Annotated in this window: 8 protein-coding genes and 2 pseudogenes; 1 reads left to right on the top strand and 9 read right to left on the bottom strand. The window is 64.1% G+C overall.

Annotation, left to right across the window (positions count from 1 at the left end; all coding sequences use genetic code 11):
* The first annotated feature begins 95 nt into the window (after positions 1–95).
* Positions 96–959, top strand: a complete 864-nt coding sequence (locus tag AB0K12_RS37775) for a hypothetical protein (RefSeq protein ID WP_364572115.1) — start codon at positions 96–98, stop codon at positions 957–959.
* On the opposite strand, the gene AB0K12_RS37780 is transcribed toward AB0K12_RS37775, so the two are convergent.
* From AB0K12_RS37780 to AB0K12_RS37820, 9 genes and pseudogenes are all read right to left on the bottom strand, one after another.
* Complete coding sequence (locus AB0K12_RS37780) at positions 949–2133, bottom strand: ISAs1 family transposase (protein ID WP_364572117.1); 1185 nt, start codon at positions 2131–2133, stop codon at positions 949–951. The two genes, AB0K12_RS37775 and AB0K12_RS37780, sit on opposite strands and share 11 nt — an antisense overlap.
* Positions 2134–2553: 420 nt before the next feature.
* Positions 2554–2958 (bottom strand): hypothetical protein, encoded by a 405-nt coding sequence (locus AB0K12_RS37785; RefSeq protein WP_364572119.1) that lies wholly within the window; start codon positions 2956–2958, stop codon positions 2554–2556.
* Between the two features lie 377 nt (positions 2959–3335).
* Positions 3336–4538 (bottom strand): Wadjet anti-phage system protein JetD domain-containing protein, encoded by a 1203-nt coding sequence (locus tag AB0K12_RS37790; RefSeq protein WP_364572121.1) that lies wholly within the window; start codon positions 4536–4538, stop codon positions 3336–3338.
* Entirely contained in the window at positions 4538–7981 is a 3444-nt protein-coding gene (locus tag AB0K12_RS37795) for an SbcC/MukB-like Walker B domain-containing protein (protein WP_364572123.1), read from the bottom strand. The genes AB0K12_RS37790 and AB0K12_RS37795 overlap by 1 nt, the downstream gene beginning before the upstream one ends.
* The gene (locus tag AB0K12_RS37800) at positions 7978–8655 is read right to left on the bottom strand and encodes a DUF4194 domain-containing protein (protein ID WP_364572125.1); all 678 of its coding nucleotides are present in this window, start codon (positions 8653–8655) and stop codon (positions 7978–7980) included. Before AB0K12_RS37800 ends, AB0K12_RS37795 begins: the two co-directional genes overlap by 4 nt.
* Positions 8652–10118 (bottom strand): DUF3375 family protein, encoded by a 1467-nt coding sequence (locus AB0K12_RS37805; protein ID WP_364572127.1) that lies wholly within the window; start codon positions 10116–10118, stop codon positions 8652–8654. Before AB0K12_RS37805 ends, AB0K12_RS37800 begins: the two co-directional genes overlap by 4 nt.
* A gap of 1242 nt (positions 10119–11360) precedes the next feature.
* Positions 11361–11960 (bottom strand): annotated as a pseudogene (locus AB0K12_RS37810) (transposase family protein); the annotation flags it as partial.
* A 25-nt stretch (positions 11961–11985) separates the two neighbouring features.
* Positions 11986–13211 (bottom strand): IS3 family transposase gene (locus AB0K12_RS37815; protein ID WP_364572427.1). Its coding sequence is split into 2 segments (ribosomal slippage): positions 11986–12899 and positions 12899–13211, totalling 1227 coding nucleotides; the frame shifts between segments, so codons are not numbered across the junction.
* 69 nt (positions 13212–13280) lie between these two features.
* A pseudogene (locus tag AB0K12_RS37820) lies at positions 13281–13454 on the bottom strand (IS5/IS1182 family transposase); the annotation flags it as partial.
* Positions 13455–14002: the final 548 nt, after the last annotated feature.

The raw sequence follows: 14002 nt of genomic DNA on the forward strand, positions 1-14002 counted from the left end.
GCCACGAGCGTAGGTCCTAGCGTTGTGCGAACTTTGGTCGGTTCAGCACGGCAACCTACGCTCGTTCACTTTTACACCGCATCTCGGACGCGACCATGAAGGAAATCGTCCGATACGACTTCGTCAGCCGCACATGGTCGTCGATATACGCGATGCCTGATGCCGCGACCGACCAACAGGTGGACGGGGCGTTCGATGGACAAAGAATGGTCTTCGCCCTTCAACATTCGTTGACGACCTATGACGACTGGTCTGTTCACGTCTGGGATCAGCATACGAACGAGGTCCGCGTTCTCGATCAGGACGCTGGTTTCCGAGGTCCCCTGATCTACGTGGACGCAGCAGCAGGAAAGGCCGTCTGGAGCAAGGCTGTCGGAAAGAACATCGTCGAAGTGCACCTCTTCGATCTGGCGGCCTCCCGAGACCGAGTGATAGCCCGCGGTCAGATCGGAACCGCATGGATCGTCGGCGATCTCGTCATCTGGCCTCAGATCGTCAGACCGGGCTCTCAAGCCGTCTTCCAGGCGGCTTCGCTGACCTCAGGAAACCTTGTGGAAACGCCCGCAGGGCTTTCGAAGGTCGGACCATTGACCCAGATCGCGGCAAGTGGCTCGACGCTCGTGTGGATCGAGGGAAACTTCCGGGCCATTCGCGCGTGGCGAATCGGCTGGCCGGAGCCGCGGACGGTCTTCGACTCGGGCCGTGACCGCGGCATCGATGACGTGAACGTCGCCGGCGATATCGTCTCCTGGCATTCGCTCGAACCGGGTCAGCCTGTCTATCTCGGAGACATGCGGACGGGCTCGTGCACCCAGGTTACTGAGCGCAACGGATACACCGTCTCCAACAAGGACGCCATGGTGGTCATATATCCCGAGTCGAAGAGTTCCTTCGGAGCCTTCGTCGTACGGCCCTCGCAGCTTCCTCCCCTGCAGGGCCGAAGCGTTCTCAGGTCATGAGACCGAGTAGGTGCATGCCATCGGCGGGGTGGCTGCGGTAGTAGTCGGCGGCGGAGGCGATGTTGGTCCAGCCGAGCAGGCGGGCCAGGCCGATGGCCAGGTTGCGCAGGCTGGCCATGATCCGGGGTGCGGTGCCGGTGCGGACGCGGGAGGCGTCTTCGCGGTAGGTGACGTCGCGGATGTGGTGCAGGGCCTCGATGCTCCAGTGGCCGCGGATCAGCGCGGCGAGCTGGGCGTGGGTGACCCGGCCCGGTGGCAGGCTGGTGATCGCGTAGATCGTGACGATGGTGGTCTTGCCGGTTTTGTGGTCGGTGCGGCGGCGTTTGACCTGGATGGCCTGGGCGGCGTGAGGAAAGGGCAGGCCGGGCCGGGCGGTGCAGATCTTCATGCGGCGGATCTCGCGGCGGCCGTGGGCGGTCTCGTCGGTGCGGTCGTTGAGGATGGCCTCGCGCCAGGGCAGGGCCTTGAGCCTGCGCAGGAGCGTGGGCTGGTTGCCTTTGACGATGAAGAGGTAGTGGCCGCCGGCGGCGGTGATCTGGTGGGCGTGGTCATGCTGGGTGTGCAGGGCGTCGGCGGTGATCGCCACGCCGGTCAGGTTCAGGCTGCGCAGCAGGGGCGTGAAGGCGGGGATTTCGTTGCTCTTGGCCTCGATCTGGCGTTGGGCCAGGACGGTTTGGGTGTCGTGGCGGATGGCGGCCAGCAGGTGGACGACGCCGTCGCGGGAACGGCTGCCGCGCAGGGTTTTGCCGTCCACGGCCAGGCCGAGCAGGGGCGTTCGGGTGGGGGTTGCCTGTTCGGGTGGTTGGCAGGCGGCCAGTGAGGCGAGGTAGCCGCAGGTCGCGGTGTCGAAGGCGTCGCCGTCCAGGCGGGCCAGCAGCCGTCCGAGGGTGGAGGCGGCCGGTCGCGTCGTGGCCGGGAGGCCGAGTTGGACGCGCAGGCCGGGGTCGTACCCGGCGATGAACCTGGCGAGCTGCGCCAGCGATGTCGCTCCGCCGAGAACGGCGAGCAGGGTTAAGGCGAGGAGTGGTCCAAGCCGGTAGCGGCGTCCCCTGCGGCTGCGGGGGTCGGGCACGGTGTCCAGTACCGCGGCCAGGGTGGGCAGATCGATGGACGGGTCGGTGAGGGTGACGTGCTCCAAGTGGCGAGAGAGCACGTCGATCGGGGATGATGGCACGCGAACGCGGCCCCTGTTCTTGATCGACTGGCTAGACACCGACGATCATCAGGGGTCGCGTTTGTCATCTCCGCACCGGGGCGCCCTTACTCGGCCACTCGCTCCAGGGGTGCAGCAGTCTCACCAACCGAGAACGCAACGGCCTTGACCCGCTTTAGGAGAGCTCGACTCATTTCGAGTCCAACTTATCTACTCGTGGGCGATATGCGGCTGCTGTCCGACGTGTATTGGCGCCTCGACAACGACCTCTCGTTGTCCATTGCTCGACGGGTGTTTGGCCTGGTCTGTCAAAGCGATACTCGCGGCTGGAATCTTACAAGGCGTTCCCGCTCTTCATGTGCGGGTATCTGATCCGCTCGCGCGGTCGTTCGGGATTGCCTTGGCGCAGAAGAATGTCAGCAGTGCATCCTTGCTGCCCAGTCAGCTGTCTTGTACCGAATCGACATCAGCTGGCGCGCTATGGATCCCACGTGTGTACGCAAGATTCTTGTAACCGCGCGACTCCAGGGCCTTCTTCATCTCATCGGCGGCGATGATCATGTGCTCAGCGAGCTCATGCCGGAGCTGATCAGCAAGGTCAAGAACCTCGTCATCATCGTGGGCTCCTGCCACCTCCGATCCGTTCTTCAGAACTTTGAGCAGATACATCCGAGCGGCTTCAAGGCGCTCATGGGGAGTCTCGGCACGCCGAAGTGCCACGAGACGGTACTCGTCGTCGATCACGACTTCAGCCGCCATGCCAGAGAATCCCAGCTCACGGCCAGTGGCTATATCGTGACGATGAGACCGATTCTGAAAGAACAGGCGGTGGATCCAGGTTGTCAAGGACGAACGGTCACGTTGAGGACGCGGAGACGCAGGCATCGCAGAACCTCCCAAGCAACAGGCTCGGCCACATCGTAGAGTGCGACGCCGACAGAACGCGGCCGACTTCGTATCCCAGCATCACGTGCAGATTGAGAGTTTCCTGGCCGTGGAGAGCGTCACCGTAGCTTCGAAGAAGCCGGAAGACTCAACGGATCGAGAGCTGGGGCCCGGATTGGGTCGTACTGGCCGTCCCAGCCACAGCAGCAGCGGCCTCAACGCCAGCTCGGCGGTGTTATTCCCGGCGCACTGGGCACTCGCATATATGGAGTTCGTGCAGCAATGCAGCCACAGCAGCCTTGCGGACATCAGAGCCTCGGAACGCTGAGCGCTGGGCACTACCGCTCTTGATCAAGAGCGCTTTCGTCCATGGTGCGGCTCAGCTGGTCGAGGACGAACGGCGACGGGAGACGTTCCTGCTCTAGGCGCAGGTAGGCGCCGTGCTCCGCAGACAGTGCCGTCAGCGCGGAGATTTCGTCGTCGGTCAGGTTCGCATCGGGCTGATCGGCTCGTGTCTCGTCCGCTACGGCAAGAGCCCTGTGCTCTTCGAGCGTGACAGGGTCCATGAGGACGGAGGCGAGACGGGGCAGCCGGGTGCGTGCACGTGATAGCAGGGTGAATCCGGCTCGGTCGAGGTCTCCCCAGTACAGATGGCGCGCTCTGGCGAGCCACGCAATCTCGTTTAGGACATTGAGGTGATTCCCCAGTGAGTGAACGACGGCCGTTCGGGGCCGGTCGGGGATCAGGTACGCGGATTCCTTGTTTTCCACAATTAGGACTGTGTCGGGGCGGAGTGGCAGGGCGTCGATCTCCGGCAGGGGAGCTCTAAGATGTCTCAAGCCACCCACCAGTGCGCGGTCGGCAGGGTCGGCCAGGATTACATCGATATGAACGGGCAGCGCCTTCAGCCCGAGCGGGTCCAGGTCGCCCTGTTCAAGATCCTCGCCTGGCTCGTTGGCGGATGTTTGTTCGATGATGTTGAGGCAGGCCAGGACGAGCCGGCGGTTCCGGGCAAGCCACTTGGTTCCCATGCCGAGGACGGGCACCTGCCGGATTGTCAGTCCGGACTGTGGATTCTCGGTGAACCATTTGACGGCTTTGATCAGAATCTCGAAGTCGGCATTGTCCAGGTCAATTATCTGCTGGATATGGGAGCGCAGCCGCTTCTGGGCCACACCGGCTGGCAGGGCGCGAAGCTCGGCCCACCTTGCGTTTGCTCGCTGCCAATGATCAGTGAGACCTGGATCTAGGATGACGAGATCATCGATGGTGGGAAGGCATAGATGGGTGAATACCTCCTGGGCGCCTACGGTGGTGCGACGCGTGACCTTGCGTAGCTGGGCGGTGGGGTGATTTCTCGACCAGTCTCGCCAGCTCCGCATCCACCGGCCGACAGCGTCGAACTCGCAGACGATCGTCTCCGCTGACGGTGCGGAGAGGGGGAAGGAGAACTGGGCGTCGGCTTCGTTCAGCAACCACTCGCGCCAGTTCTTGCGGTACCGGATGCGCCCTTGGTTCCTGACATAGTCGGGATTGTGCATCAGTGATCTTCTTCCTCCAGTCGCAGGGCCTCGGTCATGGTCATCGGGTAGATGCGGACGCGGTTGGGGTTGTCGACATCGATATTGATGTAGGCGACGGACTCCACGTAATCCTCGAAGGCGGTCGCTTTCTCGCGGGGAGCGCCCACGATCAACTGGAAGCCGAGCGCTTGCAGGGCGGACAGGGACCGGCCGGTGTAGTCGCTGTCGGCTTTGACGAATCCTTCGTCGAGGATGATCGACGCATAGCTGGGTGGGCCTTCGCGTCCGTCGCCGAGTCGGAACCGCAGGGCGGCGCCGAGGATGAACGCGATGAGTTCCTGGCCTTCACCGCCGCTCATTCCGGAAACACCGTCATGGACGACCTTGACCCCGTCGGGACGGGTCTCGATGGCTCGGAACTCGACGTGCTCGCGAGCGTCGAATACGCGCCGCCGCCATGTGTCCCCGGCTCGTGACTGATCGTCGAGCTTGGCCAGCTGCTTGCGCAGGCGGGTGAACGATCTCTCCACCTGCTCGGCGTCCCGTTCCAAGTCCATGCCGACTGTGTTGTCGGTGTACCGAGTGATGACCTGCCGGAAGTCCCTGAGATCGCTACTCGGCCGCTCGACTGGTTCGATGCTCAATGTGGCATCCGCCCGGAACCTGACAGCGCGCAGCACTTCGTTGATCGGGTCCAGCCCTCGCTTGATGCTCCGTGCGTCATCATCGATCTGCACGAGCACCGCGCGCAGTTGCCGGTTCATGTCCTTGTCTACCTTCGCCAGCCAAGCGTTCTTCGCGCGCGGCAGGTCGTCGGTCACCAGTTGCCGATAGATCGCCAGCAACGCTGGCAGGGACTCGATCGTTCCATCTGTCTCACGCGCGGTTCGTTCGTCCAGATTCCGGTACGCGGCGATATGGGCTTTCACGGCAACCTCGAGCTTCTCTCGGTCCTCCTTATGCCGCTTGATCTGACTGTTGAGGTCGGCCACCGCGACGGCAAAGCTTTCCGCTACGCCGTCGATACCGGTCGGTGCCTTGAACGGGAGGGCAGCCAGCGCCGCACGCTCGTCGCCATCCAGCGTCGGTGCCGCGTCGACTATGTCCTTGGCGGCATCCATGATCGAGACGAGGTCGCCCCACTGCTTGTCGAGTTTCTCCTGATCTTCCTGGAGTCGCGTCACCTTGGTGCTTGCTGCCACCGATTCCTTGCGTTGCGTCTGGAGCAGGCCTATCAAATGTGTGACCTGAGGAGAGTTCGCTTGGGCGAGCTGGGTTTGGAGCTTGCCTATCCGCTCGTCTATGGCTGAGGTGTCGATGCGATCCCACGTGAGATCCGCGCGAAGCGCCTGCAGTTCCTTCAGCCTATCGCGGGTGTAGTCGCGTTTTCGGCTGACCGCATCCGCTGACGCATTGATGACGTGGAGCTCGCCCTTAATGGACTCGAGTTCGTCGTCCAGTTCCTTTAGCAGCCGACGAGTGTCCCACCCTATCCAGGGATATTGGAAGCGACGGTCGTCCTTCGTGAAGCGGCTCCGAGAGCCGGTTCGCATGCCAGCTGGGGTGATCGCGCCTCGCGCCCATGCGGGAGGACGGTTGTCGAGTTCTGCCTCTGTCTCGACGCACAGATAGTTCGCTGTCTCGTTCAACTCGCCTGCGAGCCATCCCTGAAACGGGTGGTCGGCGATGTCGAGCAGTGCCGGGATCCCATCGTTCACCGGGGCGGGACGTGACATGCCAGAAACCGCTGGAGTGATGGTGACCAGGCCTTCCATGTCGTGATCATGCACGTACTGGCGCACACGCGAGAAGTCGAGGCTGTCAACCAGCAGTGTGCTCGACAACGGCAGCAACAGTCCGACGACCGCCTTCTCCCATCGACGATGCTCGGGCTTGAGTTGGAGCAGTTCGCCCGCGTACACGAGCTTGTCGATCTTGAGATCCAAATTGGAGGCGATCCGCTGGCGGCGTGCGTCAGCGTTCTCCGGCACGAGGCTACGTCGCCTCCGTAGCCTGGCGATCTCGTCGCTCTTCGCCGCAGCGTCCTCATGGAGACGCGAGAGCCGGCCGGCGGTCTCGAGGACTGCCTCGGCGGCTTCCTTCAGCGCCCTCGTTTCCCGGGTGACGAGGTCGTCGAGACTTGCGTGCGTGAGCGTCACGTCGCCCGCTGACGTGGGCAGGGACAGGCCGAACTCAGAGAGACGGTTCTCGAACCTCCGCCGTTTGTCAGTGACGCGTTCCAGCTCTTTCTTCGCGTGATCGAGCTTCAGCCCGATGCTCTCGGAACGGTCGCCTCCCGCAGCGGTGACCTGTGCGAGGGTTTCCTGCTCGCGCTCCGCGGCGGCTTCGGCGTCCTTCGCGGCGGCCGCATGTTTCTCGTCCACTTCCGCTTTGGCGAGGCGGTTGTCGTCAACGGCGGTCTCTGCCCACTCGGCGGCCTTCTCCGCATGCCACACCTGTATCCGAGGCGGGCCGTCACTGTCACTTGTCAGCAGCCTGGTCTTGGCCGCATGGTCGGCGCCCGCAGCATGGTACTTCTCGGCGGTCACGGGAAGTGGCGCGAGCGTCTCGGTGCGGCGGCGCGCCGTCTCGAACTCGTCGTACAGCCGTGAGGCCTCGCGGTATGCCTCTAGCGCGACGTCCCATCGGCTCAGCGCGAGCGGCTGGGTCAGTACGAAGTCCTTGAACAGGGCGTTGATGGAGAAGATGCCTTTGGAGGCCTGGGCGCGCCGCAGCAACTGCAGGGCCAAGCGTTGTGACTCGTCGCTGGAGCCCATGCCCATGATCGTGCGCATCTTCGCGTGCACCCGCGCCTGCGAAGAGTCCACTACGTCGCCCCGGGACGGGTCGACGAGACGCTCCAGGGATGTCTTCGACAGCGGGGAGGCGCCCTGACGGACGGCGGTGATCCCGTCGAGTCGTGCAAGGTCGAAGTGATCGTTGATGAATCCGTACACTGTGGTGGCATTGATCGCCTCAGGCCCGTCGGCGTCGGGGCCGACCCACGCGAGGCGGAACGAGGTGGCGCGGCGCCCATCACCAGTCTCCCAAGTGATCGCGACACCGCTGGGAAATCCTGGCCCGCCCGGTGGCCGCAGGTAGTTCGTCGTCGCGGAACGCCGTTTCTCGTCCTGCCTCTGGTCGGTATGACCGCGCGCGTACGAATAGACGGTTCGCTCGCGCTTCTTGCCGCGGTCGTCGCGGGCGGCCTGATTGAACTCCTGCGGGTTCGGCAGGATCACCGAGGCCATCGCGTCTAGCAGGGTGGACTTGCCGCGCCCGGACGGTCCGAGGATCGCAGTGCCCGAACGAGCCACGGTCATGGTCTGCAACCCGGAGTATGCGCCCCAATTGAGTACCTGCACCTGACTGATGCGGAACTGGGCCGATTCGCTCTCGTGGGCGATGGCCCAAGGGAGGAAATCCTGTTCGGCCGGTGCGGTTGCCCGGATAATAGTCACGCGAGGTCCTTCTCAGCTTCGTCTTCCGCCGGATCTTCAGCCGCGTTGGCTGACTCGGCGGCGCGGATGAAGTAGCGCTCGAAGCGCAGCATCTCGTCGGCACCGAGCAGGGGCACGACGGCGGGCGAAACGGTGAACAAGTAGTCGGCGTCGGAGTCCTGTGTAAGCAACTGCAGCTCGATCACGGCACGGATGGCGCTGTCCACGCGTTGCTCGAATTTGGCCTCGTCGCCGTCGCCGTCCTCCCGGAACGGGCGGAGGAACTCCGCCACCTGGGCCCGGGTGATCATTACTGGGTCGTCCGTCGCGTCCGCGTACGCATGCTCCTTGCGAAGGTGTATCAGCAGCAGGGATGCATCCCGGGACAGCGGCTTGTCACGACGCAGCACCCTCGGTGCATCCTCGGCCGGGTCCTGTCGTTTGAACGCCACCTCATAATCCCTGTCGATGACGAGAAGCAGGAACATGTCCGCGAGGCGCTCACGGATCTCGTTCTCGTACGCCAGCAGGTCATCCCATACGGAACGGTTACGAGATCGGGTGATGAACCTCTTGGTCAGCAGCGTTGCCAGCGCCCGGCGTGCGGCAGCCGGCAGCTGAGACCCGCCGGGGGCTTCCGATTCGTCATTGTCGAGGTGGGACTCGTTCAGGTCGTCGTCGTTGTGCACGCTCACGGCATCTCCTTGGTGGGAACTGGGGCATCGAAGACGAGATGGGGAAGCGTGACCATCAGAGTGGCGGTCCGGTCTCTGGTCCGGTCTCCGGACAGTCGCACGGTCTCGTCGACGTGGAGGTTCACCTGCCCGTGCATGACCGCGAGGTCGAGCAGGCTCACCAGGGCACCCAGGCGTTGGAACTCGGCCGGGGTTGCTTCGATCACCTCGGCACCGGTCACCACCGATTGGTGGGCGAGTAGCTTGTTGATGGTCCGCCCGATCGCACGTGGGCTGGTGCCGGCGGCAAGCCGGAGGGCGGCTCGGTCTTCGACGGGCAGAGTTGTGTGCTGCTCGGTGACTTCCACGACCACCTCCTGCGGGCCGCGGTCGCGCCAAAGCTGGGTCTGGGAGACGTCAATGACGGCCAGGGGGCCGACGCCGAGCACATTCTGGGGCACATGCCGCTGTCCCGGCTCGGCCTGCACCCAGGTGGCGGCAGTGTGCAGAGTGCGGTCGGCAAGGTTGAGTAGCCGCTGGTGGCGGCCGTGAGCAGCTCGTGTCATGAAGCGACGCAGCGACGCGGACCAGCGCAGATAGCTGTTCTGCACGTCGAGTTCCGCAGCGAGGAGGGTTGAGAGCATGCTGTCGAGTTCCTGACGCTGCGTGGCTGTCATGTGCTCGCGTGCGAAATCCTGCGCGAGGATCTGCTCGATGTCCGCGCGGAGTTGTTCGGTCTGTCTGGACGACAGCAGTCGCGAGAACCCGAGGTAAGCCGCGCCCTGGCTCGTCTTCGACAGCAGATCGTTTTCACGGAGGTATTCCTCCACGAGGTCTGCTTTGGGCGGTCCATCAATCATTGCGCGGCGCGCGATCTCCTGGTGGCGATCCTCGACCATGGTCCGCAGTTGCTGGAAGTCTGCAGGCAGGGACCGCGTCATACCGAGAATCTCTCGTAGCTGCTGCGTCATCTCCTCAAGGGTGGCCAGTCGGACTCGTCCGGAGGCGATGTCGTCGCGCTTCTTGCTTAGCTCGGCGATCTGCTGGTTGATACGCCGTACCTGGGCGTCTCGGTCGGGATTTGTCATGTCAGCCAGGAGTCGTACCGCGTGCGCGATAGAGCCGAGGCGGGCGCTGCTCACCGTCGTTTCACCCTCGACGAGCTCGCGGATAAAGCGCAGCGCCCGCAGTGAGTGGGGCGACAGTCGGTACCTGAGGCGCCCACTGAGTGTTTCTGTCTCCAGCCAGCGCTTCTCGACCCAGTCGCGGCAGTGCTCAGCAGGTGTTACGTTGCTGCGCCACTCGGGGATCTGTTCGCGGGCCTCGGCGACTCGTTCATGGAACCACTCGGCCGAAACCGATCCGTCAGCTTGTTCGAGATGCGTGGCGAATAGGGGTAGCACCCAATCTCTCGAATATGCTTTGAGCAGCGTTAACGTGGGATTTGAGATCAGCGCCGCTTGGATTCGTTCGCTTGTTCCCATGATGTCCCAATCGCATTGCTCGCCATGCTTGCATTGCTGAGTTTGCCGCGACCCACTGACAATTTTCGGCTGGCTGCATGCCGGATTGATCGCTGTACGCGGGTGTGGCGGATTGACAGTTAGAGGCCCCGCAGTCGCGGCGAACCTGCCTCAGTCCAGCGACGAGACTCCGTTCAGGGCAAGGAACACTTGGTTGGCTATTTTCGAGAGTATTTTCGATAGCGAATTGCTTCGTTAGGTCTGAGAAGGGGTGCGCTCGGCCGTGGATGTCTTGTTTGGGTTATTGCTGCAGAAAAACACGTAATGCGTCGACTTTTCCGACTGGCGGGTACGGCAAGAGGCGATGGCCGACACGTTCGCTGAGAGCCATGTCAGCGGAAGCGCCCCACAGGTCGAGTACACTCTCGCCCGGCCGGGCCAGCCGTGCCGGTGCGAATCTGATGTCTGGCTGGACCCGCCCCAGTACTTCAGTCACTCGAGATCGTCTGCCACGTCTTCGACGCCTGATGCAGCAGAACTTGCGTGGGATGCCGGAGGGGGTTAGGCGTTGCAGAACCAGCCTTCTCGACCCAGCCGTGTCCCTTGACGCGGCTGTACGCGAAGCGGTACACCCACCCCTTGTGGCTGCCGTCGAATCTCTTCACGGTGAACGTTTCGCCATACCGCAGCCGTCCACACCTGTCTGAGCCCAGCAGCCCGCGCTCGATCTGGAAGTCGTGACACAGTGGCTCTTGTGCGGGCTGATCGCGTCAGCTGGTTGTTGACGAGCGCCGTTGTCGCGGGCACGGCCAGCGCGCTGGGCAGGTGGTTGTGCCCCAGCTGGCGCTTACGCACGCATTTGGCAGGATCGTAGGCATTGTTCGGTGCGTCCTGGGCGGTTGTAGTGGGTCGCCGGAGGCCTGGATAGCCTAGAACCAGGGTTTGACCTGGGAATACTTCCCCAAGATCATCCCCCATATATCCCCTGATCATGGTCGTACGGCTGCATGCGGGCACCGTCGGCTGCCTACCAAGGTCCAAAAAAGCAAAAGACCTGCGGCTGAGAAACCGCAGGTCAGGGGTCGAAAATGCCTATGTAGCCGAAGTGCCCCCGGCAGGATTCGAACCTGCGGCACCCGCTTTAGGTGAGCGGGGGCGCCTTGCACGCCTCCTGTCACGAATATCGTCCCGACCAGGCCGAGCAGTGGCTGAGTGATGGGCGTCGGGCGGTCATCATCGACGAGCAGACACACTGAGTGCTTTTCATCCCGCCTCGCGGCGCTGAAGGACGAGGATCGCTTTGACGAGCTGACCTGCGAGGAGTGGGCAACAGCGGAGTTTGCGCAGGATACGCCAGGTCTTCAGCTGTGCGATGGCCCGTTCTCCCGGTCCGCGGAGCTTGGCGTGGGCGGCGTTGGCAACTTTCTGTGAGGCGGGCTTGTTGCGGCCCTTGTAGGGGACGCGTACGTGCTCGCCGGCACCGACGTAGCCCTTGTCGGCGAGGGTGACCAGGTCGGCGGCCTTGAGGCGGCGCACGATTCCCCAGATCCGGGCGGCCTTGAGGTCGTGGACCGAGCCGGGCAGGGAGCCCGACGTCCACAGGGGTGTGCCGTCGGGAGCGGCCAGGACCTGGATGTTCATGCCGTGTCTGCGGTGCTTGCCGGAGTAGTAGGGCCGGTCGGCGGCCACGCGGTCGATGGGGATGAGGGTGCCGTCCAGCACCAGGTAGGGGTGGCCGGCCCGCTTGGCGGCGCCTAATGCCTGCTCCAGGCGGGGTGAGCGGCGGGCGAGCAGGGTGATGGCTTCGCGGATGTAGCGCCAGGCGGTCGCGATGCCGATGCCGAAGCCAGCGGCGACGGGGCTTCCCCCATGAACGTGAACACCGATTTCAGGCGGCAGACTCCAGGTTATCCGCCGTCTTCTCGTAGTCGATCGGGCTGAGCTGGCCGAGGCGGGAATGCCGCCGGATCGTGTTGTAGCGGGTGATCCAGCGAAAGACGGCCAGGCGGGCGGTGCGGGCGTCGGGCCAGCGATGTGCGCCCTGCAGCGTCTCGCGTTTCAGGCTCGCGTTGAAGGACTCGGCCGCCGCGTTGTCGGCGCTGATGCCGACCGCACCGCGCGAGCGGGTGACACCGAGCCGGTGACAGGTCCGCGCGAACTCCCGCGAGCAGTACTGCGCCCCGTTGTCGCTGTGAAACACCGCCCCGTCCAGACGGCCGCCCCGGGTCCGGGCCGCGGCCTGCAGCGCATCGACGACGAGCTCGGTGCGCATGTGATCGGCGATCGACCAGCCCACCAGCCGACGCGACCACAAGTCCACCACGGTGGCCAGGTAGAGAAACCGGCCACCACCCACGGGCAGATAAGTGATGTCGCCGACGTAGCGGGTGTTCGGCCGCTCGGCGGTGAAGTCACGCTGGAGCAGATCCGGCACCGGCGCCGCGTCCGGCTCCGGGATCGTGGTGCGGACCTTCTTACGCAGCCGCAGCCCCACGATGCCGTGCTCGCGCATCACCCGCTCCACCCGCTTGTGGTTGACCTTCATCCCGGCCGCGCGCAACGCGGCCGTCACCCGGGGCGAGCCGTAGGTGCCGTCATGCTCGACATGGATCCGCCGCGCCTGCTCGGCCAGTTGCTCATCGGCCTGGCGGCGGGCCAGCCGCGCCGCGGCGCCCTTCAACCATCGGTAGAAACCCGAGCGTGACACCTGCAGCACCCGGCACAACCGCTTCACTCCGTAGAGCGCCTTGTGATCTTCAACAAACTGGAAGCGGTTCACCAGTTTGTCTCGGTCGCGAAAAGCTTGGCCGCCTTGCGCAGGATGTCGCGCTCTTGCTCCAGCTCACGGATCCGCGCCCTGAGCTGCTTGTTCTCCTCTTGCAGCACGTCGTCCGAGGGTACGGGCCCGGCCGAGATGTTCTTGCCGGTCCCGGCCCCGCCGGCCGGTCGCTGCCCGCCTTCACCCCGAGCCTGCGCGGCGCGTACCCACACCCGCAGCGTCTCGCGGCTGACCCCCAGATCCCGCGCGATCGACGTGATCGTCCGATCCGGCCTCGACAGCACCAGCGCCACCGCGTCGGCCTTGAACTCGGGCGGGTAGTTCTTCATCACCATCAGGGACATCTCTTCCCCTGGACCTCAAGATCCAGTCTCCAAGGTGTCCACGTTCAAGGGGAAAGGCCCGACCTCTGCCAGGGTCTCGCCTTTGCGCAGGTGGACGAGGACGAGCAGGGCCTGCTGGCCGGGGTTGAGGCGGCGCCACGGTGAGTTGATCGTCTTGCGGTGCCGGCGCAGGATGCCGGACAGATAGGACAGGGTCTGAGGTGACAACGGCAGCGCGGCGCGATAGAACAGCATCTCGGAGCCTCTGGTGTAAAGGTTGATCTTGGTCGACAACCCTTCTACCAGGGGCTCTTCTACTTGTCGATCAAACTCTGTCGCAGAGCATGCCCGTGACCTGCGCCTTCAGGTTGGAAAACACTCACTCGAGCGGCAGCTACATATCTCCTATTACAAGACATATTGGACTCCAGAGTGCGCCCGCTCTTCAGGGGCGGGTGCCGACCATGGGATTGAGGGCGAGATCGTTCCTGGGCTCACTGTTGGGCCATGCGGCGTGGTGCGCGATCGCCTGACGGCCGTCATGGAGGTTTCATGCCTCACGCCGGCCGCTGAAGACCGGCCTGGTCGATGGCTGGGGCTGGCTGGAGTCGTTCAACGGCATGGTTCCGGAGGACGTTCGGGTCCTGGCCAACGAAGCGGGCCTGTTGGCGTGGGTCTCGCCCGGCCTGCCCGCGCCCACCTGCGCGCACTGCGGCCCACAGACTGCCGGACGGCGAGGTCCCGCCCCGTGACGTCCCGGCGACGACCGGTGTCACGGGCGGGGCCCGCCTGTCGGTGGCTTT

It is taken from the genome of Nonomuraea sp. NPDC049419 (assembly GCF_040676995.1).
Taxonomy (GTDB): domain Bacteria; phylum Actinomycetota; class Actinomycetes; order Streptosporangiales; family Streptosporangiaceae; genus Nonomuraea; species Nonomuraea salmonea.

Bases quoted from the DNA above. Each gene is read 5' to 3' on its own strand.
- AB0K12_RS37775 (WP_364572115.1), top strand. From the start codon at position 96: ATGAAGGAAATCGTCCGATACGACTTCGTCAGCCGCACATGGTCGTCG.
- AB0K12_RS37790 (WP_364572121.1), bottom strand. From the start codon at position 4,538: ATGCACAATCCCGACTATGTCAGGAACCAAGGGCGCATCCGGTACCGC.
- AB0K12_RS37805 (WP_364572127.1), bottom strand. From the start codon at position 10,118: ATGGGAACAAGCGAACGAATCCAAGCGGCGCTGATCTCAAATCCCACG.